Here is a 20,685-nt window from a genome sequence, read left to right on the forward strand (position 1 = left end):
CTCTTTGGTTTTAAATGTTTATTCCCCTGTATAGCCGACAATGATGCCGCCCCTCACGATAAGTCTTATTTTGTCAAGGTCGGGATTCTGGGCGGCACCATCCCCCCAGTTCACACCCTCGTTATACACGTATGTACCGTCGGAATTGCGGCTCTTGATGTACCGGAACCCTTTCGACGCGCAAACATCACTTGTCAATCCGTTACCGGTATCCCTTACATCTACCGGACCGACAAAGAACCCGGCATAGGTCATACCGCTGGCCGGGTAGGTTAAGGAGCCTATCGATGCGTATATAGCGGCCCCACCGGATGTCGCCCCGACTGATTTCACGCCAAACCGACCACTGGTAGCGCCATTGAAGGCCACGTCCACGATCCCCTCCGTCGAGGAACTCGAGACTCCCAGTTTCAAACTCCGGGAATCGTTTCCGAAATAATCGCGGCTCTTCCAATACAGACGGCCGGAATCGATGGTAAAGCCGCCGATCTTACCGCCGCTCGCCTTGACAGTACCGCTGATGTTCGCGTTCCGGGTCTCGATACTCCCGTCCGTGAGGACCTTGAAATAGCCGTTAGCCGTAACAAGCCCCTCCAGTTTGATTTGGTCGGCTTTAATGGTGACACCGGAAACAAGATTGCCGAACTCGTCACGCTTGACATAGACATTCAGTTCCGCCTTCTTTACAAGCCCGTTGCTTGTAACGCCCTCAGCGAACAGCTTGGAAAAATTGGCGGTAGTCACCAACCCGGATTTATTCCGCAATTCCCCGTTCTCATCGAAATGGACAGAAATCAGCCTGTTGTATTTGGCCGTCGTGATAATGGAGGATGCCTCCAGCACATTGCCGTCCTTATCGAAATTCGCCGCCGCGATTCGGATCATCTTCTCCGACTGGTCGAAGAACGTGGCATACTTGTACGCCAGGGCATCCGTCCGGTCTGTCGAGAACACCAACAAGGACACTTGGATGACACCCGTGAACGACAGCTTGAAGTCACCGGTCCCGTTCCACAGCCCGGAATGGTTGAATACCTTCTCCCCACCGACCGGTAAATCACCGTCGTAAGCGAACATGTTGAAATTCTCGTATCCGTTCTTGTTGGAATTGACAAACTCGATACGCAGGTGTCCGGCCTCGATCACCTTGTAATGGAAGGACAGGTAGACATAGCCCGGAATGCGAAGCCCGTCCCCGTTCAACTCCTTGAAATCGGGAATCGTGCGGAAATCCCCGTTCTTCTGCATGATATAACTGTTCGTTATCCTGACGTAAGGAACCTTGCCGGTCTTTACGACCTCCACGTTGCCGTTCTCGCTCGATGCTAACAGTTTGTTACCGGCAAGAATCCACTTGCCGCCGAAAGTCAGGAACGCGGCCTTGTACCCGCTTATCCATTTACTCATCCCCTCGGTAAACGTGGTGTTATCGAAAAAGCTCTGCTCCTCCCTCACCTCGTCGCGCAGACCCTCCACGGCTGATTGTATCTTACCCTCCGTAATTTCAAATTTCGTCAGGATATCCTCGCCGGTCATGAGGACGAACGTACCTTTCAAATATACGTTGTCGCCATAGAGACCGTTCCCGTGTGGTTGGCTATTCGCCGGGAAAGCGCTGTCCTTGATACCGTCAAGATTACCCACCCGGCAGCGCAAACAGCCGTTGAAGTTTTTCGCCATCACGCCATCCAGTATGTCAACACGTGGCTGGCCGTCCTCCGTAGCCGCTATGCTGATCAGGTTCTGCCGGAGCGGGTTTTCCGTGTTACCCATAAGTACACACTCATCGCCCGCCTTCGGTTCCGTCCCACCAAACTCCCTCTGGGGTACCGTTATCCCTTCCGCATCGCCTTCCGACACTTCCACCCAGTAACCCCGAATCTCCGCCCCCGTAAAAACGGCACAGCGCATCAGGTCGTGCGCCACGAACGTGTTCTCTTGCTCAAAGGAGATGCGGTAATTGTTGCCCTCCTTGGCCACGGTCTTGATCTTACCGTTGGCGGCGGAGACAACCAGCTGCCCCCTTACGCTGCGTACCGTTTCTATGAGCAGCTCCAGAGCCACCAACGTCTGCCGGATGGTCGCCTTGTCTATCGTGAGATTACTCAGCCCCGTTATTTTATCTATCCATATCTGCCAGCCCTCGCCGAACATACCGTCCACGAAACGGGTGCTCCGGAGCAGTTCCCGGATGACCGCCGTCAGAAACTCGGCGTTCCCGTCACCGTCAACATTGCCTCCGGATTCCCCGGCTTTGTAATCCCCAAAATAAGCCCCTTTCAAAAAACCGATCACCTCGGCCGCGGTATCCCGATGGCGTTTGCTCAGGAACTCCCTTTGGCTTCTTTTCGCAGAGAAAAGGTTGTTGTCCGTGGGCAGAGTGTTGTCGAAGCTCCGGATGATGTCCGGGAGCCCGGAACTTTCGACCTTGGCTTTCGTATAGCTTTTTAGTTCCCCTATGCTGTCGTTTACCCTGTCGAATTTCGATACCTGCAGGGCGTCGCTGATCTCCAGGTCCATCTCCCCGGGAAGGTTCACCTTACGCGTGATCTTCGTAATGCGGCTCCTGCGGTAACCGTCTTTCGGGAAATACTCCGAGCTCTCCAATTTTACGCGCCGGCCGACAAACAGCTCGGCCTCCTGCTGCTCGATCCACACATGGTCGGTCGGAGCTTTGTAAGCAGCGATATCCAGCCAGTGGTCCTTGTTATAGTCATCGACGGCTTTCTGGAACTCCTCCTCTGCCAGCCGGTAATACTTATCCGGCATCCGGATGTTCCAAAGGACATAGGTGTCCCCGGCCTTCGGAACGAGCTTGCCGCCCGGAAGCTGCGTGTCGTCGCCGTAAGGCCAGATCGTGATGATCTCAAACTCACGGGTGGCGCTATCGAAGTTTACCTCGAAATAATGATCGTCCCCCTCTCCCAGCCCGGAAAGGTCACCGCTCTGGAAGGAGACGCGTTTCGTCTCACCGGCCAGTTCATAATCGTTAGGATCGAAATCCATCCCGCCGTCCTTGAAGTAATAGACGGTAAAGGTCTTACCCTCCTCATTCGTCACCTCCTCGCTCCGGACACTGCTTACCGTTCCCACCCGCCGGGGATAGATACCGCTGAAGGCGGCCTGCTCGTAGTGGTCATAGATACCGTACTCGTCCACGCCCACCTCCACGTACTTCTTTTTTCCGGGGAGCATCAGACGGGGGCTGCCGTACTTCTCGGCGTCGATGTTCCGGCTGCTGCCGATCGGAAAAAGGCGTGTGTAGAACTTCGCCGTATTGCTCGTATCCCGCTCCAGGGAGGTCAGCCCCTTGCCGTATCCCAACGTGATCTCCTCGCCGTGTTCGCAACGGCACACGTTCACCGTCTGCCCCTCGACCCACCATTCGGCCTTGCCTCCCACCTTGCCGGCGATCTCCTTCAAAGCCTGGTCGCAGTACATGCCCTCATAGTCGATCACGATAAGGTCGGTACCGTCCACCTGCCCCACCTTCCAGTCGGTAATGTTACCCATGCCGTCGTTGATGGCCTTCACTACCATCGCCACATGGTCACGGGGCGTGGCCGTCAATGTAAACAGGGGATTGGTGTCGCCGTCCGTTGTCTCCAGCACGAGAAAACGCCTGATCAGGCTCTCGATACCGTACAGCTTCAGGTTATACTCCCACTCGCTCCCGCTTTTCTCTTTCGGGGTGTACCGCTCCGTCAGCCAGTACCGCTCGCCCATGTAGTCCGTGAAGTCGCCTACATCGAGGGGAATATGGGCATAATGCGTGAAGGAGAGCGCCAGCACGTTGTCGCCCTGCACCTCCTTGCTCTGCGTCGAACTGTCACTTGCAGCCACGTCCGCACGCTTGGCCCCGGATTTATCGTATATCGTTAGAAGCATATTCGAATCGTCTTTGAATGGTTATATAATCGGTACCGGCTCGCGGAACTTCACCTTGAATTTCCCGGCGTGGACCCCTTCCTTCCACAAATAGGTCAGCGGGGTGAACTTCGGACTGTCCGTGTATTTCACGTGCAGGGTCAGATCGAGCTGGGGAAACGCGATGTCGAGCCACCCGCCCTTCCCTTTCTTCAGGAAATTGATGAACGCGAAGTATTTCCGCAGCCATCCCTCCTTTGTCTTGTTATACAGGGCAAAGTGCAGCGTCACGTCACGCGCCTCGTTCCTCGGGGTAAGGACCGCGCTGTATTTCTCCCCGTCCTCCTCCCGTATGTCCACGGCCGTCTCCTTCTTCGTCTTGCTCGGGGTCAGGATCGCCGAGAGGTTATCCATGCCACCGCGCCGGTCCTCCACCAGGAACACGCCGTACTCCGTCCAGATGTCCGTGCCGTTCACCAGCACCAGCCCGCCCAATATATCTGCCATGTCATTTCACTTTTAGTCCGTCACGTATCATTTTCCTTATCTCATCCTTTATCTCGCCCAGGTGGCCGGCGCTCACACCGGTGTTCTCGGCTATCCGGGCCAGGTGGCCCTCGGCCGTGTCCATCTTCTCCGACACGCTCTCCAGCCGGTCGTCCATGCTCGACCAATGTTGCAAACCGCCGGTAAACATCCCCTCCAGCTTCGTGCCCTGGTCATACGTCATGGCCGTGTAGCCGCCCGCTTTCGCGCTTTGACTGGTGCCGCCGGCTTCGGTCTTGTCGTAGCCCGTGGCCGCCGCCAGGTTGTCACGCAGGGCAAGGGCTTCATCCATATACTGCATGTACTCTTCCATCAGCGCGTTCCGTTCCGCCTCGGTCAGTTCGTTGTCCTCCATGGCCTTGCCGAACTTCTCCCACCAGCCTTTCAATTTCTCGCTATACAGCTCGCCTATCTTGTTACTCAGCATGGCTTTCATAAAGTACTCGGATATATCCTCCGCCGCATCCTTGGCACCGTACTTCATGTTCATCAGGTTGTCGATGAAGCTGCTGTACATACCATCGAATGAAATGCCCGTCAGCCCTTCATACAGCCGGTCGGTCAGTTCCTCCAGCTTGCCGGCCTGGTCTATGTAGTCATCCAGCTTCTCGGTCAGTCGCCCGCCATAGCCGCCCTTACCGGTATTCTGTATCTGCGTCCACATGTCCACGTTGCTGCGCAGCGCCTTCATCTCCTCCGGGCTCAGGCTCCACAGGTTCCCGTCCCACTGGCGGCCAATCTGTCCGCTCAGTTTGTCTATCTGTGCTTGGTTGAAACCACCCCAGTAGTAGTTCCACGAGTGGTGGCTTTTGCTGTAGCGTGCCTGTTCCTGCGCTATCTGCAGATAGTTTGCATTCGTCTCTTTCTGGTATTTGTAAGCATCCCGGTAAGCTTCCACCGATTTAGTCCCCTTGCTTGCCTTGATGGTATCGGTCAGGTCCTCAATGGAGGTCTGCAGTTTCTCGTTCCGGTCTGTAAGGCGGTCTATAGCCGCCTGCACTTCCCTGGCGTTTCCGTCGATGCCGAACAGTTTGTTGAAACCTCCGAAAGACACCGTGTTCAGCAATCCCCCGATACCTTTCACAAGGGAACCGCCTATCTGTTTGAACAGGTCTCCGCTGAGGATATTGTCGAGTATTCCGGTTATCGCATTGAAAATGGTGTCTATCAATGATGAGATAATCGGGCCAATACCGTCTTTCAGCAAATCCAGTATGGAGAGAATGGCCGATATGATCTGCCCGATGACTCCGGCACTTGACAGGGTCTCGGACATCCGGCTGATGGCATCACCGACCTTGCCTCCGATATTCAGTTTTGACAGACCGGTAAGCATATTCTGGATTCCTTCAAATGATCCCTGCAAGGTTCCGCTTGCAAAGCCGTGCAATCCGTTGGATACCATGTTCAACCCGTCAACCGTGTCCCGGGAGGCACTTTTCACCTCCCCGGCAAGCGCCTTCATTTCAGAGGTGGCGTTCAGGTATTCTTCGTCAGCTGAAGCACTGGACGATTGGGCCGTTTGAAGAGCGATTTTGGTACGTTCTATTTCTGCCTGGTTACCGCTTTCAAGAGCCTTGTTGTAATCGGTCTGCGCCGCTTTTAACCGGGCGAATGCCGCTTCCTGCTGCAGTTCCGCATTTTGCACACGTGTTACGGCATCCCCCAAAGCGTGCATCTGCGTTTGTAACCGGGCAAAATCCAATGTGCCGTTACCACCGGGAAGCATGCTTTGAATACGTTCAATGGCATCGTAGACGACCTGCTGGTCTGCGGCTCCCGTTTTTTTGAACTCATCCGTCTTGACATACTGTTTAAGCTCGCCAAGCAGGTTCTTCATCTGGTCTGCAAGCAGGCCTGTCAAATCCCCGAATGCTGCTCCCCAGTCTATCTTTTGGGTCAGAGCTTCCATATCCACTTTATGCACAGCCGCATCACGCTGTTTCTCCAAAGTCAGCCTTTCACCCTGGGACTGTGCCTTGCGGATTTTCTCGGCATATTCTTCAGCGATGGCCAGTTTCTGCTGCTGGAAGGTCCCGTATTCCTTCAGATAGTCACGCATGGCTTCCGCCTCTTCCCTGTACACGTCCGCCTCCGCTTTTTTCCTTGACTCGGTGTTTGAGGCACGGGCTTTTTCAAGTTCATCCTGTTGCTCCCGGGTAAGTCCGTTATCTCCGGTGGAAAGACCGGCTTCCTTGTTCTCACGCTTCCAGTCGGCTTCCTGCCGGTTTATCTCTTCTTTCCGGGCGTTATAGTCATATTCGATTTGTGCCAGTTTCTTTTCGGTACCGGCTTGCATGCGGTCTATCTCTTCCTTCCGGTTCTCGGCCTGCAGGGCGGCAAGATCCTGCGCCAGCCTGCGCTCTGTGGCAAGCCGTTGCTTGGCTTCCGCTTCCGGATTCTTCCCGGACTGCTTGGGGTCGGTATGTCCGCCGATATTTCCTTTTTTGGCTGCTTCTGCCGCTTTCTTTACCTCTTCCTCCGCTTTTTTCAGATAACCGTCGCGTTTGTTTTCGGCATTTTTCAACAGTATGTCATAAGCTTCCTGATCATGTTTCTTAATGGCAGCCTGTGCGTCATAGAACTGCCCGGATTCTGCCATGCTTGACTGTATGATATATTGTCCCCATTTCCCGAAAAAACCCATGGCGCTTTCCGCCTCTTCCGGTTTCTGCGCCTTGATTTTATTCACCTCTTCATCGGCTTCTGCAGCTTTTTTTACAAGGTTCTGGACATTGGCCTGGTGCAGCAGAACCTGTACATAGTCCTCGCTCTTTTGGATAAGGGTATCATACCATTCGGAAAGTGTTTTATAATACCCGAAAGATTCCCCGTACTTGCGGTTCAGTTCCTCTACCTTCGCCTTTTCCTGTTCCTTGCTGCCGGTGAAGTTCTTTATTTCATCGATGACCGATTTCAGTTCGAAGCGGGTACGCACCATCTGGGCACGGCCGTCCTTCTCTATCTCGGTCATTTCCTTGAGTGATATGTTGAATTCATCCACGCCTTTTTTGGCACTGAACAGGTTTTTCGTCCAATCCCAGATTTCATCACCGTACATTACCAGCAGCATGATGCCGGTGGTCATGGCCGTCTGCCAGGAAAAGAGCGAGGACAGGACCTGTTTCCATACCGGTGTGCCTTTCTTGCCTGACTTCTGCAGCTCATCATATTCCTTACGGGCACGGGCCAGTTCGTCCGTAAAAATCGGCAGGTTGTTGGATATGGCCAGAAAGAACATCTGCGGTCCCATGGCCAAAGAAGGCATTTCACGTGCCATCTGCTGGATGCTGTTGTGAAGCCCGTTGAACTGGCGCTGTGCATTGGGCATGTCTGCAGGGGTGACCTGCACGGATTCCGATTCCTCCTGCAGCAGTTTCAGTTTGCCACGCAATTCCTCAAGCTGCTTCTCCAGTGCATGGATCTGCGCGATATTGGCACTCTGGTCCAAATTGGGGGCAGCCGTCTCCCCGGCAAGGCGCAGCCTTTCCAGTTCAGCCTCCAGCAGTCTGACGGTATTACGCAGTTCCAGCGCCTCACGCTCGGCCTTGTTCATGCCGGGCGTGAGTTTGTCCTTCATCAAAAATTCAACTTCTACAGGTTTGCTCATTCCAGTTTGCTTTGAAAAAATCCTACTATATCGTTCGCTTCATCCTCGGCGCTGTGTTCCGGTCTGGGAGCACCGTTTCCGCCGCCTTGCTTTTTCCGCACATACCGCGGCGCGTCGTTCAGCATCATGATCAGCGTCTGGTAATTCACACCGTCCAGAATGTAGTCCACACTCCAGCCCGTTGCACTCGCTATCTGCCACACGAAGCCGAAAGGGCTATGGGAACCCTCATACCGGGTTCTTAACTCCCCTTCCTTGCCTGGCTCAGTCTCGGAGTCATCGGGTTCGCCCGCACTGTCGAGCTGATAATACGCATAAAATCCTTCGTGCCCATCAGACGCTCGAATGTCCGGAACATAGCCGTCAGATAGCGCCACTCCACAAAGTTCCGCAGCACCCATGCCGTCACCCCGATACCCACGTGCCGCGACACGTAGCCCCGGCATACCGTATAGGCCAGCAGACGGCTCACGGCCTTGCCATGCTCCGCCACAAAGGCCAGTTCCTCGGCCTTGTCCTTCGGTTGCCAGTCGGGTTTGATACCCATCTTCAGATATTCCCTGGCCAACAATATCTGACCCCGCAGTCTCGGACGCTTCATCGTCACACGTACCTCCACCGGGCGTTTCAGCCACGGAAACTTCCACCTTTTAAGAGGAACGGACACGCCACTGTCAAGCAGCGCGTCCGCACACTCCATCTCTATCAGTTGTTCCAGCCGGTCAGCCATACGTTAGCCCTCCTCGCTTTGGAGCGATGCTGCAGCCGCGGCTTCCGCCGGCGGCAGCTTGTACTGCCCCCACTCGGACGGTATTGCTTCCGTATCGAACACGCCGTAAGGCTGCGAACCGTCCTCCGGCATCGCCACTTCGAGCGTAACCTCTATCTTGGAGGTTTCTGTAAGGGTCAGCTTGCCTGCAGGATTGGAAAGCAGCGTGGCGTTGGGAATCAGTACGCTCTGTCCGGACACGAGGGAGAGTTCCCATGGTCCCTGCATGACAAGCACCTCCGACGGGGCTGTCCAGCCGATCGGAGTTTTCTTTTCCGAATCTTCTTTCTTATAATGCAGGCTGCCGCCAAGCAGTTTGTGCAGGTTCGAATAGTTCATCTGGATCACATTGAACGTCGGGGCGATGCCGCCGTTACTCTGTGGGATGACCAGCACCGGGGCACCCTGCACCTGTTCGGCCTCGATCTTCGCGGCCTCGGGTTTCTTGCCGCCCAGGTCAAACGAGTTCTTTTCAATATACCCGATTGTGAAATCCTTATACTTTACGGCTCCTATGCCGTACATAAAATTCTTGTTCATCTTTTTTTCAGTTTCATTGTTAATAACATACCGACAAGCAAGCCGGCAACCATTCCCCAAGTAAACACCCGCACCGGGTTCGGAGGACGTTTTTCCTCCGTTTGAACGTCATTTGAAATTTCGTTCTTGGTCTCGCTACGGATACGCGCCAGCTCTTCTTCATACCATAACACCAGCTGCTGCAGACTGTCACACGAGGCTTCGGCCACGATGTTCCCGCTGTCGTCGCTGCCTACGGTCAGATTCGCCTGTCCACTCTTCCCGCGATACACCGCCCCTTCAGGAAGTTTACGGAGGCTGTCCGCCGGTATAGTCAGCTTCACCGAACTCGCCGGTACCCCCGCCATCACCAGTCCCGCCCGTCGACTTCCGCTCGCGCTGTCGGCGCTTGCCGTTTCCGTCCGGACTTCCCGGTTCATGCTCTTTCGGTGACTCGCGCAACCTGTCAAGCACAGGGCAATCGTCACGATGAGGACAGTTCCCGGCTGTATCAATAGCTTTTCTAAGACGGGCCATCTCACGTGTATTGCGGGCCAGTTCTTTCTTTGTTTCACAAAATTCATCTTTCAGAGGTTTTACAATATTCTCCATCAAAATGCGGGTGGCATGTTCGGCGTTATCTATGCGCATAGCCTCTGCACCGGCCTCGGCCTTCATCGCTTCCGCTTTCGCTTTTCTCACAGTAGCCCGCAAGGAGCCAATGGTCGCCACCGTACCAACCAGGCCGCCGCCAAGGATAATGTTCATAAATTCGCTCAAGTCCATACCACCCGGTTTTATTATTGATTAATACCTATTTCTTTCAACCATTCCTGCACATCGAAACTCGGACAGGCTTTCGCTGCCAGTTCGTTGTGTCCTACAATGCGTACATCAGGAAATTTCCGGTGAAAATCCTTCACATACTTCTCCAGTGCCTTTTTCTGACAGCCAGTGCGGGTGTCTTTCGGGGTCTTACCGTCTTTTTCCACGCCTCCGGCATACACGATGTGACGGCTCAGACTGTTATATCCCTTGGCTCCGTTGGTCACTTCCCAAGGGTCCACCTGTGCATCCTCATTGTTTTCTACCAGACGTTCCACGCCTCCGTTCAGGTGGAACAGGTCGGTATAGCCAACCTGCTTCCATCCTCTTCCTCCCTGGGCAACCGGAGATGTATGCCATTTGCGGATGTCCGCAGATGAAACCTCACGTCCCTCCGGAGTTGCCGTACAGTGTATTACCAGATATTTCAACTTTGCCATAATCATCATGCTTGATAGCCGCTCATCATTACCACTCCGGCATCCTCTTTCTTGGGCATGCAGATGAAGTAATGGCGGAAGTTAATCAGGTTACGCTGGTTCAACGGGTCGTTCTTTGACTCGGAATAATACATCTTGGTAGAGCCTGTTGCCTTGAAAACCCGCTGTTTGTAGAAGGCAAACGAACACGGGAATTCACCGGCTTCTGCCGTTGCACCCAATGCCTTTTTCACTCCGGCTGTAGTATAAAGCGGATTGTTGCCGTACTCATAGATTTCAAAGCCGTACAGGTTGCCTACCTTGCCGCTGTTGCGGTCAATGTTGTACTGCTCGCGGAATGCCTGGCTGGTCAGCAGCAGGTCATTCACATGGTCGGGGCAAAGCACCAGTCTGCGGCCGTCTGACGGCACGCGCAGGTTGTCAAGGGCACGCTTCATTTCCACAAGGTCATTCACGGTAAGGCGCAGACGGTTTGTGGCCGGATCTTTCTCGCCGGTAGTCTTAAGCACCGGAGTCGTTGCCGTATTCTTGTTCGCGCAAAGGGCATGGGCCGCCTTGGTGAACTTCGCGTCATTGATACTGTTGGCATGACCTTCCTTTACACGGGCGGTCTTGTCATAGCTGATGGCATAAAGTTCGTCATCCGTAATCGGCGTGGCCTTGGTCTGGAATTTGTCAAGCTTGATGGCGATGTCCTTGTCTTCCAAAGCCTGCACGTCAATCGGGTAGGTCTTGTTGTTAATCAAGACGTCCGGATCCACCCCTACCTCTACCAGATGAATCACATCGTTGTTCACGATACTGCTTTGGTCGGGAATTCCTGACAGCCACGTGCCTTCCAGCCCGGCACGGAGTACCTTGACAAGCTCGCCCGTCCAGATTTCCGTATAAACCCCTTCACGGAGTATTGAAGCGCTCTGCGGAGCCATGCCCATGAAGGCTGCCACCGCATTCATTCCCACAGCTCCGGCTACAGGAGAGAATCCCAGCACGGAAGCACACACGGCACCTGTCAGCGTATTGAACAGGAGTGCCGTCAAAAGCATTACAATTTTTCCCATTGTCTTCATTTTAAAGGTTTTCAAATTTCACAGGTCATTCCATATTCGGCCTTGTACAGACGCTTGTACTCCTCCGGGTTCTGCTCACGCATTTCAAGCAGTGCGTCACTCGGGACATCGCTCAGCTTGGCATAGGTGGACGGCTGTGCCTGCTGCTTGCCACCCTGGTAACTCAGCACGGTGGAGATCTTCACCTGGGGTTGCATGGCATCAAGCACATTCTTCAGCTCGTCGGATCCAACCTTCTTGCCCAGTTCGATAAACTGCGCCTTCTTGTCTTCCCCCAGTCGTTTCTCCGCTACGGCCTTTTCCACAAGACCGGTAATGCGGGCCAGGGTCAGCTTCCCGTTTTCATCTTTCAGAGAGTCATTCTCAGCCTTGGCCGCTTTCAGGTCATTCAATGCCCGGGTTACATCAGCCTCCGTCGCCGTTTCCGGCAGCCCCAATTGAAGGGCCAAAAGTTTCAGTTCCATTTCTTCTTCTGTTTTTTGATTATTGATTGATGGCAAGGGACATTCCCCGTCCCTTCCCAAAGTGATTTGTTTACCGTCTTTCATCAATATGATGGCATCATCGTTAGAACCAACGTCCACCAGAGAGACCTCGTACAGTTTACTCTTGGTCACGGTCGGACAAGTCTGTCCCGGCAGTAGATGTTCGGGCTGTTCGCTCAGTTCCAGGATATCTATGCCGGCACTTACCATTCTCAGGCTGCCGAACTCAAATTGTTTCTTACACCTCTTACTGAGGTCGGTCGCCTCGTCAAACACGGGTTCACCGGTCACCTCGCCGTCTTCCACCCGGATATCCTTCACATAACCGATCACGCTACCGCGCTGGTGCATGTACAGCAGTACCGGATTCCGGCAGTACTGCTCCACACTCATGCCCGATGTCAGCACGCGGCTTCCGTAACTGTTCAGGCTGTCATTTGAAATTCTTACACGTTTACTCATTTTTCCATACCACGCCTTTGTGCGTTGGCTCTGCAATATTACGGAGCACTCGCAGGGCCGCCAAAAATGTGTGCAACGGTTGCACACTTCTATGAAACCGTTGCACATTATTTTGGCGGCAAACCGATAAGCGGACAACTTTGCGAACAAATCGGGCAGGTGTACAGTCATTCCAATACCTGCCGTTCAAACCTATATTCTTTATAATATGACAAAGGCAGAAATCGAAAAGAAGAAATCGCTCGCACGCTCACTATTCCTCTCCGGAATGGAGCAAACGGAAATAGCGGAAAAGGTGGACGTGTCTCGTGTCACCATATCCAAATGGTGTACCTCCGAAGGGTGGAAAGAAGCAAGGGCGGCAAAGAACGTCACTCGCCCGGAACTGGTGAACAAGCTTCTGCTCACCATCGACACGCTTATCACACAAGTAAACTCGTCGGATGACCCCACATTGATAGCCGGGCTGGGCGACAAGCTGGCAAAACTGTCGGCGGTCATCGAGAAGCTCGACAAGAAGGCCAATGTGGTGGATGCCATCGAAGTGTTCATGGCATTTTCCAAATGGATCGAATACCGCTCGACGATCGACCCGGATGTGACCCCGGAATTGGTAAAGGCCATCAACAAGTACCAGGACCTGTACATAACCGAACAGATGGGCATAAAATAACAAGGGCATGGCAACAGCAGCGGAAAAGAAACAGGCATACGAACAGTGGAAAGAACACTGCAAAAGGGTACAGTCCATTACGGATACGGCGCTGCTCGCAGGCGAGACACCGGCACAAAGGGACAGGCGCATTCTGCGGCTGCAGGGTAACTATGCCGCATTCTGCGAATATTACTTTCCCCACTTCCTCACCTTGCGTGACAAGACTACCGGGGAAGCCATACGCACCATTCACAATGCACCGTTCCACAATGCGGCAGCGGCCAAAGTAAGGGGTACGCCCAACCTGAAGGCGGTATTCATGTGGCCGCGCGGTCATGCCAAGTCCACTCACATGGACATCTTCGTCCCATTATGGCTCATGTTCCAACCAAAGCGGCTCATCAATTTCATGGTGGTGGTCGGCAAAAGCGAAGACTCTGCCACACGTCTGCTGGGCGATATTCAGGCGGAACTGGAACACAACCAGCGCATCATTGCCGACTTCGGCAAGCAGCAGGGGAATGCTTCCTGGCAGGATGGGGAGTTCAAGGCTGCCAACGGGGTGAAATTCCTGGCTTGCGGACGCGGACAGTCTCCGCGTGGTCTGCGCGACCGGGAAGCACGCCCGGACTACATCGTCATCGATGACTTGGATGACGACGAACTGTGCCGCAATGAGAAACGGGTGCATGACATTACAGACTGGGTGAAAGAAGCCCTTTTTGGTGCACTGGATGTGGGCCGGGGACGCTTTATCATGGTCGGGAACCTCATTTCTAAAAACTCGGTGCTGGCCAATCTCACCAAGACAAAAGGGGTACATGTATCCGTCATCAAGGCAATAGACAAGAACGGAGAACCGGTATGGCGCGAAAAATGGACGAAAGAGGAGGCGCAGGAATACAGGGATTTCGTAGGCTACCGGGCATGGGAAAAGGAGATGATGCACAACCCCATCGTGGACGGCACTATCTTCCGGGCAGACTGGATTCGTTACAAGAAACTGCCCAGACTGTCCAAGTATGAAATGCTGGTCTGCTATACCGACCCCTCTTTCAAATCGACCACTTCAAACGACTACAAGGCTTGCCGCCTTTGGGGCAAGATTGGGAAGGAACTGCACCTTATAGACTGTTACGTCCGGCAGGATACCGTTTCCGGAATGGTACGGTGGCTTTACGACCTCTACGAGCGTACACGCGATACGGCAGCCGTCCAGTTCTTTATGGAAGCGAACTTCATGCAGGATGTCATTCTGGATGAGTTTGAGGCAGAAGGAAATCTGCGTGGATACCAACTGCCCATCATGCCGGACAAACGAAAGAAGCCGGACAAGCTCCAGCGCATCGAAGCGGTGTCACCATTATGGGAACGCGGTTTCGTATTCTACAATGAGAAGTTGAAAGAATCGCCGGATATGCAGACCGGAATCGAACAGACCTTGGCTCTGGAGCGTGGCAGCCGTATTCACGATGATGCACCGGATGCCGACGAGGGAGCCATCTGGATGCTGCAGCGCAATTCAAGACAGGAGAGTTTTCAACCGGTGTTCGGCAAAAGGCCGATCGCCAAAAATATATGGTAACATGATACAACTGATTAAAAGAATGATTTTTGCATGGCGCTATAAACGTGCCGTTGCCCGTGCTTGCAAGTATGCCAAGCTCTACGGAAGAAAATACTACGTCCTGTATATGGGCGGCAAACTAAAAGTTGTCCCCAAAAGGAATATCTGCGAACTGATTCACCGCCACCGTTTCCGCAAGGGAACCACTATCCGGGATATAGAAAAAATGGCATTGTTCATCACTAAATAATAAGGTCATGTTCATTACAGAAGAAGATTACAAAGTTGTCATCGGCGACAACGCATTGAAGGTCATCTCCCAGGTAAGCCCGGAAAACCGTACCAATGCAGAAGCGGAAGCCCGGGAAGAAATTGCCGGTTATCTACGGCCGAAATACGACTGTACGGCCATTTTCTCTGCACAGGATGAACACCGGAACCGGCTCATTGTCATGTACACCTGCGACATTTCACTTTACCACATGAGTGCAGCCATGCCGCAAAAGATGGGAAGCGAGATACGCAAGGAACGATATGAACGGGCCATCAAGTGGCTTGAAGGCGTACAGGCCGGAAAAATTGTCCCTGATTTGCCCTTGGCTGTCGGAGAAGATGGGCTTCCGTCCGGAAATTCACTTGTTTACAGCTGTCAGAAGCAGCTTCATCATAACTGGTAGGACTATGGATATTAAAGACTTTTTCAGCGGTATGTTTTCCAGTAAACCGAAAAACGTACTGCAAACGCTATACGGCAATTTTAATCTGGCCAAGGGGAAAGACATCAAGCGGGTGCAGAAAATGGTCATCGACCTGCAGCGCACCACCGATGCACTCACCCGGAAGGACATCAAGAACTGGCGCGATGCCTGGCAGTATGCCATCAATGTGGACAGCCCCAGCCGCCAGCGCCTGTACGACATCTACCGGGACGCGGAAATAGACCTTCACCTCTCCGGGTGTGTGGAGCAGCGCAGAGGTTTTGTCATGGCACGTTCATTCAAAATCGTGGATATGAAAGGGGATGAGAACGAGGAAGCGGTTCATTTCTTTGACCAGTCCTGGTTCAAGCAGCTCATGCGCTATGCCCTTGATTCAATCTACTGGGGGCATTCGCTCATCGAATTGGGCGACCTTTGCACTGACGGTGACGGCTGCATCTGTTATTCGGATGTGAAGCTTATTCCGCGCAAGCATGTCATTCCTGAGTACGGACGTGTCATTACCGACCTCGGGCAGGACTGGACTACAGGTATAGACTACCGCCAGCCGCCTTTTTCGGACTGGCTCATTGAAGCAGGCAGGCCCGACGACCTCGGGCTGTATCTCAAGGCTGCTTCACAGACTATCCCCAAAAAGAACATGCTGGCCTTTTGGGACACCTTCGGGGAAATATTCGGAATGCCCATGCGTATAGCACGCACCACTTCGCGCGATCAGAAAGAGATTGACCGTCTCGACAAGATGCTGCGTGAAGCCGGAACCGCCCTCTCCATGGTGGCAGGAATGGAAACCGAAATCGAGTTTGTGGAAAGCGGCAAGGGAGATGCATTCAATGTCTATGACAAGCGCATCGATCGGGCCAATTCCGAACTGTCAAAGCTTATCATCGGACAAACGATGACCATTGAGGACGGAAGCAGCCTCTCACAGTCTGAAACGCACCTTGAAGTGTTCCAGAACCTCGTGGAAAGTGACTGCGACATGCTGCGGGATATAGTGAACAACCAGCTCATTCCGCGAATGGTTCGTCACGGTTTTCCTGTCAAGGGACTGCGTTTTGATTGGGACTACTCCATTGACTACACGCCCGAACAGCAGAAAGCCTACGAAGAAATGGTACTGCAGCACTACAAGGTGAAGCCACAGTACTTTGAGGAAAAATACGGCATTCCGTGCGAGGAGAAGGAACCGAAGGAAGAGCCGGACCCGGCAGATCCGAAAAAGAAGAAAGACGGCAAACAGGCTGGAACGCTATCCCGTTTTTTCGACTGAGCCCCGAGGATTATTCGGGGCTGCATCTACGCTACAGTTCATTGCTTGGCAATCATACCCTCCAACTCTCAAAAGAGGACGAGGCAAAATTGATGCGTGACAAGCTTACAGAGATGTTCGACCGCATGATGAAAGCCCTGTTCCGGGAGCAGGGGGCAAACCTTGAAATCAACATACTGGCTTCAGAAGAGGCGCAGGACTTTATAGAGACGCACGCCTCCGTCCTGGACTCTTCATTCCGGCAGGTGGAGATGTCCGAGGCCATGCGAGGGCGCCTGCAGAGGTCGGATTATATATTCTCAGGCCTGAAGACGTTCCATGAACTGAACGAAGCCTTCCCCTCCCTGCTGGATGAGAACGGCAATCGAAAAACGTTCGAACGCTTTTTGAACGATGTCCGGAAGATAGACGAAACCTATAATCGGGGCTACCTCCGGGCAGAGTACAACTTTGTGCAGGCTTCGGCGACTATGGCCGCCAAGTGGGAACGGTTCGCAGAAGACGGGGACCGCTACAACCTCCAGTACCGGACGGCCGGGGATGGCAAGGTTCGCCCGGAACATGCCGAACTGCATGGGGTAACACGACCTATGGCAGACCCCTTTTGGGAAGAGTATTTCCCGCCAAATGGATGGAACTGCAGGTGCACCGTAGTCCAGGTACGAAAATCCAAATATCCGGAAACGCCCTACGATGAGGCAATGGCATTGGGCGAGTCAGCCCTTCAAAGGGACACCAAAGGCATCTTCCGGTTCAACCCGGGAAAAGAACAGAAGACCATGCCGGATTACAACCCATACACCATCAAAAGGTGCAGGGATTGTGATATGGCCAAAGGGAAACTTAAACTGGCCTTCGTTCCGGACAACGAGCTGTGCGCCGCCTGCAAAATACTGCAAAAATGCGCCGGAGACCGGGAAAAGTCCGCACGAGCTATCGAACGTATCCATTATCTGCATGAAATGGAGCCTCTACTTCAAAAGAAAGTGGAAAAGAACATAAATGGCAAGGACTTGAATATCGGCTTTACCAAAGAGGGCAACAAGCACTTGTTCTCCGACACATTCGGACGGACACGCATCGTTTCCAAGGAGGACTTGAAGAACCTGGATTCACACCTTGAACGTGCCGAATATGTGGATGATTCCGCATTGACTCACCCAAGGACGGACAATGTGGAACACTTCTTCTACTTCAAAGTTAAAATCAATGGAAAATGGGTAAGGCTTAATGTTGCCAAAGAAGTAACAAGAAGGGATAACGGTTATATCCGCATAAAATACTTTTTATACTCAGTAAATGATATAATAGTAGAATAAAAAAAACAAAAGCACCAAGGGCGACACTTTGGACTAAAACGCCTGCTCGTCATTCCCTCAATGCTTCTGTGTTTGCAAATATACAAAACATTTTTTAATCCAATTGCTTATGAACAAGATTCTTTCATTTTTAAAACAAAGTAACCGCTACAAACACCTGGTAGGCGGTTTTATCGTGGGGCTGCCAGCCCTGACACCGTACGCGGCCTTATACGCAGCCGCCATCGCAGCCTCCTCGCTGGAGCTCAAAGACAAGCTCCGGGGCGGTCGTTGGGACTGGACGGACTGGACACTCACCGTGACCGGAGGAGCAATCGCCGCATTGATTTTCCTCGTTATCTAACAAGGGGACTGGCTTTTATCCGTACCTTTGCACCCCGGTGGAGCTTCCTGATAGTCCGTGTGGTCTATCGCGGGTACAACAATGCGAATGCGAATGGCGGCGTGTCGAATGCGAATGCGAATAACGATGCATCGAACTCGAACACGAATGTCGGCTCCCGTCTGGAAATCTAACAATCGGCGTACAACACCGGGGACGTGTCCCCTACCGTGGTGCCGAGGGAAGCAAGCCACAGCAAAAGCGCACAGGTGCGGAAAGCTGAAAAATCACGCGTCGGGTGGAGTTTGGTAGGCTCAAGTCAGCTCGAAGAAGTCAGACCCGGGGAAAGGAAGGCCCTTATCTTCCGTTTGTAAAACAATCAAAAAAAACGATGCTATAATGCACAGGCAAGGATATATAGTGGAAGAGATTGCCGATTATTCCAATATGGCGGAATCGTTCAATCAGGTCCTCCGTGGCTCCAAACGAAAAAAAAGCCGCCAGGGACGTTACCTGCTTGCGCACAGGGAAGAGGTGCTTCAGGAACTTACCGGAAAAATCAAGACGGGTACATTCACCGTCAAGGATTACCGGGAGAGGGAAATCGTGGAGGGTGGAAAAATGCGACGTATCCAGATACTCACCATGAAGGACCGCATCGCCGTCCACGCAATCATGGCCGTAGTGGACAGGCACCTGAAGAAACGGTTCATCCGTACCACCTCAGCCAGCATCAAGAACCGCGGCATGCACGACCTCATGGAGTACATACGCCGCGACATGAAAGAAGACCCGGAAGGAACACGCTACTGCTACAAATTCGACATCTCCAAGTTCTATGAGAGCGTGGGGCAGGATTTCGTAATGTATTGTGTCCGGAGGGTATTCAAGGACAAGAAACTCATCGCCATGCTTGACAACTTCGTAAGGCTCATGCCGCAAGGAATCAGCATCGGGCTGAGGTCGTCGCAAGGGTTGGGCAACCTGCTCCTGTCTGTTTTTTTAGACCATTATTTGAAGGACAAGTACGGCGTCCGCCATTTCTACCGCTATTGCGATGACGGCGTGGTACTCGGTGACGCGAAATCAGAATTGTGGAAGATTCGTGATGCCGTCCACTTCCAGGTCACACAAATCGGGCTTACCGTAAAGCCTGATGAACGTGTATTCCCGGTGGACGAGGGCATAGACTTCTTGGGATATGTCATATACCCCGACCATGTGCGCCTACGCAAGCGCATCAAACAGAAGTTCGCCCGAAAAATGCACGAGGTCAAATCGAGGAAAAGAAGGCGTGAACTGGTCGCTTCCTTCTATGGGATGGCCAAGCACGCCGACTGCAATATGTTGTTTAATAAATTAACAGGCAAAAAAATGAGATCATTTAAAGACTTGAACGTTTCCTACAAGCCGGAAGACGGCAAGAAACGTTTTCCCGGCTCCGTGGTAAGCATCCGGGAATTAGTGAACTTACCCATCATCGTGAAGGACTTCGAGACCGGCATCCGCACCGAACAAGGCGAGGACCGCTGTATCGTAGCCATCGAGATGAATGGCGAGGCCAAGAAGTTCTTCACCAACTCGGAAGAGATGAAGAACATCCTCGCACAAGTGAGTGAAATGCCGGACGGATTTCCGTTTGAGACCATCATTCGGACGGAAACTTTCGGCAAAGGTAGAACCAAGTATGTATTCAGCTGATGAAAAAAGTGGAAGGAAACACCGGGGTACGGTTGCTTGAATGCATAAACACCATTAAAAACAAATGGCGTGTCCGATGGGACGTGCAGCCGGGAGAGAACGGATCGGCCACCTACATGGAAGAGGAGTTCGACCATCGACCCACCGAAGACGAGATACGCTCCACGGTCATAACATGGCACAACCGGGAAACCGACAAGGATATCCTATCAGGTTTCACCTACGAGAATGTCCCAGTATGGTTGTCAAGCGAGAACCAGTTCAACTACAAGGCAGCCTACGACCTTGCCGTGCAAACAGCAGGGGCGACTCTTCCGGTCGTGTTCAAATTCGGGACGGACACCGAACCGGTCTATCGCGAGTTTGCCACACTGGAAGACCTGACAGACTTCTATACGAAAGCCATGCAGCATATCCAAAACACGCTGGCCGACGGATGGAAAAAGAAAGATGTATTTGATTTGTCGCTATATGCGGTAGATTAAAAAAAGCCTTCGGGGGTAAGGCTGTAAAAAAAGCCCCCGGCCTGTTAAAAC

The 20,685-nt window shown here is 52.8% G+C and carries 21 protein-coding genes; 10 read left to right on the forward strand and 11 right to left on the reverse strand.

The window, feature by feature from the left end:
• Positions 1-18 precede the first annotated feature (18 nt).
• The 11 genes from BQ9893_RS15695 to BQ9893_RS15745 are packed head-to-tail and all read right to left on the reverse strand — an operon-like array spanning position 19 to position 12,593.
• Entirely contained in the window at positions 19-3,888 is a 3,870-nt protein-coding gene (locus tag BQ9893_RS15695; protein ID WP_075966832.1) for a hypothetical protein, read from the reverse strand.
• A gap of 21 nt (positions 3,889-3,909) precedes the next feature.
• Complete coding sequence (locus tag BQ9893_RS15700; protein ID WP_005647397.1) at positions 3,910-4,374, reverse strand: hypothetical protein; 465 nt, start codon at positions 4,372-4,374, stop codon at positions 3,910-3,912.
• A 1-nt stretch (position 4,375) separates the two neighbouring features.
• A complete protein-coding gene (locus tag BQ9893_RS15705; protein WP_075966833.1) occupies positions 4,376-8,023 on the reverse strand; it encodes a viral A-type inclusion protein in 3,648 nt (1,215 codons plus the stop codon).
• Entirely contained in the window at positions 8,020-8,226 is a 207-nt protein-coding gene (locus BQ9893_RS15710) for a hypothetical protein (protein WP_008778311.1), read from the reverse strand. The genes BQ9893_RS15705 and BQ9893_RS15710 overlap by 4 nt, the downstream gene beginning before the upstream one ends.
• Before the next feature lie 38 nt (positions 8,227-8,264).
• Positions 8,265-8,753: a hypothetical protein gene (locus BQ9893_RS15715; RefSeq protein ID WP_075966834.1), complete on the reverse strand. Its 489-nt coding sequence runs from the start codon at positions 8,751-8,753 to the stop codon at positions 8,265-8,267.
• Between the two features lie 3 nt (positions 8,754-8,756).
• Positions 8,757-9,332 (reverse strand): hypothetical protein, encoded by a 576-nt coding sequence (locus tag BQ9893_RS15720; protein ID WP_075966835.1) that lies wholly within the window; start codon positions 9,330-9,332, stop codon positions 8,757-8,759.
• Entirely contained in the window at positions 9,329-9,655 is a 327-nt protein-coding gene (locus BQ9893_RS15725; protein ID WP_227194001.1) for a hypothetical protein, read from the reverse strand. The genes BQ9893_RS15720 and BQ9893_RS15725 overlap by 4 nt, the downstream gene beginning before the upstream one ends.
• Entirely contained in the window at positions 9,621-10,097 is a 477-nt protein-coding gene (locus tag BQ9893_RS15730; RefSeq protein ID WP_008778308.1) for a hypothetical protein, read from the reverse strand. The genes BQ9893_RS15725 and BQ9893_RS15730 overlap by 35 nt, the downstream gene beginning before the upstream one ends.
• A gap of 14 nt (positions 10,098-10,111) precedes the next feature.
• Positions 10,112-10,576, reverse strand: a complete 465-nt coding sequence (locus BQ9893_RS15735; RefSeq protein ID WP_075967404.1) for an N-acetylmuramoyl-L-alanine amidase — start codon at positions 10,574-10,576, stop codon at positions 10,112-10,114.
• 5 nt (positions 10,577-10,581) lie between these two features.
• Entirely contained in the window at positions 10,582-11,622 is a 1,041-nt protein-coding gene (locus BQ9893_RS15740) for a hypothetical protein (protein ID WP_208610826.1), read from the reverse strand.
• Between the two features lie 35 nt (positions 11,623-11,657).
• Positions 11,658-12,593, reverse strand: coding sequence for a peptidase (locus BQ9893_RS15745; RefSeq protein ID WP_032934379.1), 936 nt, complete (start codon positions 12,591-12,593; stop codon positions 11,658-11,660).
• A 208-nt stretch (positions 12,594-12,801) separates the two neighbouring features.
• Here BQ9893_RS15745 and BQ9893_RS15750 point away from each other — a divergent pair, with 208 nt between their 5' ends.
• From BQ9893_RS15750 to BQ9893_RS15795, 10 genes are all read left to right on the forward strand, one after another.
• Positions 12,802-13,266 (forward strand): terminase gpP N-terminus-related DNA-binding protein, encoded by a 465-nt coding sequence (locus tag BQ9893_RS15750; RefSeq protein ID WP_008675577.1) that lies wholly within the window; start codon positions 12,802-12,804, stop codon positions 13,264-13,266.
• A gap of 7 nt (positions 13,267-13,273) precedes the next feature.
• Positions 13,274-14,833, forward strand: a complete 1,560-nt coding sequence (locus BQ9893_RS15755; RefSeq protein ID WP_075966837.1) for a hypothetical protein — start codon at positions 13,274-13,276, stop codon at positions 14,831-14,833.
• A 1-nt stretch (position 14,834) separates the two neighbouring features.
• Positions 14,835-15,065, forward strand: coding sequence for a hypothetical protein (locus tag BQ9893_RS15760; RefSeq protein WP_005798272.1), 231 nt, complete (start codon positions 14,835-14,837; stop codon positions 15,063-15,065).
• Positions 15,066-15,072: 7 nt separating this feature from the next.
• A complete protein-coding gene (locus BQ9893_RS15765; protein WP_008675573.1) occupies positions 15,073-15,492 on the forward strand; it encodes a phage protein Gp36 family protein in 420 nt (139 codons plus the stop codon).
• 4 nt (positions 15,493-15,496) lie between these two features.
• A complete protein-coding gene (locus tag BQ9893_RS15770; protein ID WP_075966838.1) occupies positions 15,497-16,807 on the forward strand; it encodes a phage portal protein family protein in 1,311 nt (436 codons plus the stop codon).
• 113 nt (positions 16,808-16,920) lie between these two features.
• A complete protein-coding gene (locus BQ9893_RS15775) occupies positions 16,921-18,126 on the forward strand; it encodes a phage head morphogenesis protein (RefSeq protein WP_008675569.1) in 1,206 nt (401 codons plus the stop codon).
• Positions 18,127-18,235: 109 nt separating this feature from the next.
• Positions 18,236-18,469 carry a hypothetical protein gene (locus BQ9893_RS15780; RefSeq protein WP_008675568.1) on the forward strand — a complete coding sequence of 78 codons (234 nt, stop codon included), beginning with the start codon at positions 18,236-18,238 and terminating at the stop codon, positions 18,467-18,469.
• A complete protein-coding gene (locus BQ9893_RS15785; protein WP_008675566.1) occupies positions 18,397-18,642 on the forward strand; it encodes a hypothetical protein in 246 nt (81 codons plus the stop codon). Before BQ9893_RS15780 ends, BQ9893_RS15785 begins: the two co-directional genes overlap by 73 nt.
• A 205-nt stretch (positions 18,643-18,847) precedes the next feature.
• Complete coding sequence (locus BQ9893_RS15790) at positions 18,848-20,149, forward strand: reverse transcriptase domain-containing protein (protein WP_072546184.1); 1,302 nt, start codon at positions 18,848-18,850, stop codon at positions 20,147-20,149.
• Positions 20,149-20,634, forward strand: coding sequence for a hypothetical protein (locus tag BQ9893_RS15795; RefSeq protein WP_075966839.1), 486 nt, complete (start codon positions 20,149-20,151; stop codon positions 20,632-20,634). The genes BQ9893_RS15790 and BQ9893_RS15795 overlap by 1 nt, the downstream gene beginning before the upstream one ends.
• Positions 20,635-20,685 lie beyond the last annotated feature (51 nt).

The sequence above is a fragment of the Parabacteroides massiliensis genome (assembly GCF_900155425.1).
GTDB lineage: Bacteria > Bacteroidota > Bacteroidia > Bacteroidales > Tannerellaceae > Parabacteroides > Parabacteroides massiliensis.

What these genes read in the sequence shown, in the direction of transcription:
- BQ9893_RS15695 (WP_075966832.1), bottom strand. Translation starts at nt 3,888, where the DNA reads ATGCTTCTAACGATATACGATAAATCCGGGGCCAAGCGTGCGGACGTG.
- BQ9893_RS15700 (WP_005647397.1), bottom strand. Translation starts at nt 4,374, where the DNA reads ATGGCAGATATATTGGGCGGGCTGGTGCTGGTGAACGGCACGGACATC.
- BQ9893_RS15705 (WP_075966833.1), bottom strand. Translation starts at nt 8,023, where the DNA reads ATGAGCAAACCTGTAGAAGTTGAATTTTTGATGAAGGACAAACTCACG.
- BQ9893_RS15715 (WP_075966834.1), bottom strand. Translation starts at nt 8,753, where the DNA reads ATGGCTGACCGGCTGGAACAACTGATAGAGATGGAGTGTGCGGACGCG.
- BQ9893_RS15720 (WP_075966835.1), bottom strand. Translation starts at nt 9,332, where the DNA reads ATGAACAAGAATTTTATGTACGGCATAGGAGCCGTAAAGTATAAGGAT.
- BQ9893_RS15730 (WP_008778308.1), bottom strand. Translation starts at nt 10,097, where the DNA reads ATGGACTTGAGCGAATTTATGAACATTATCCTTGGCGGCGGCCTGGTT.
- BQ9893_RS15735 (WP_075967404.1), bottom strand. Translation starts at nt 10,576, where the DNA reads ATGGCAAAGTTGAAATATCTGGTAATACACTGTACGGCAACTCCGGAG.
- BQ9893_RS15740 (WP_208610826.1), bottom strand. Translation starts at nt 11,622, where the DNA reads ATGCTTTTGACGGCACTCCTGTTCAATACGCTGACAGGTGCCGTGTGT.
- BQ9893_RS15745 (WP_032934379.1), bottom strand. Translation starts at nt 12,593, where the DNA reads ATGAGTAAACGTGTAAGAATTTCAAATGACAGCCTGAACAGTTACGGA.
- BQ9893_RS15750 (WP_008675577.1), top strand. Translation starts at nt 12,802, where the DNA reads ATGACAAAGGCAGAAATCGAAAAGAAGAAATCGCTCGCACGCTCACTA.
- BQ9893_RS15755 (WP_075966837.1), top strand. Translation starts at nt 13,274, where the DNA reads ATGGCAACAGCAGCGGAAAAGAAACAGGCATACGAACAGTGGAAAGAA.
- BQ9893_RS15760 (WP_005798272.1), top strand. Translation starts at nt 14,835, where the DNA reads ATGATACAACTGATTAAAAGAATGATTTTTGCATGGCGCTATAAACGT.
- BQ9893_RS15765 (WP_008675573.1), top strand. Translation starts at nt 15,073, where the DNA reads ATGTTCATTACAGAAGAAGATTACAAAGTTGTCATCGGCGACAACGCA.
- BQ9893_RS15770 (WP_075966838.1), top strand. Translation starts at nt 15,497, where the DNA reads ATGGATATTAAAGACTTTTTCAGCGGTATGTTTTCCAGTAAACCGAAA.
- BQ9893_RS15775 (WP_008675569.1), top strand. Translation starts at nt 16,921, where the DNA reads ATGTTCGACCGCATGATGAAAGCCCTGTTCCGGGAGCAGGGGGCAAAC.
- BQ9893_RS15780 (WP_008675568.1), top strand. Translation starts at nt 18,236, where the DNA reads ATGAACAAGATTCTTTCATTTTTAAAACAAAGTAACCGCTACAAACAC.
- BQ9893_RS15790 (WP_072546184.1), top strand. Translation starts at nt 18,848, where the DNA reads ATGCACAGGCAAGGATATATAGTGGAAGAGATTGCCGATTATTCCAAT.
- BQ9893_RS15795 (WP_075966839.1), top strand. Translation starts at nt 20,149, where the DNA reads ATGAAAAAAGTGGAAGGAAACACCGGGGTACGGTTGCTTGAATGCATA.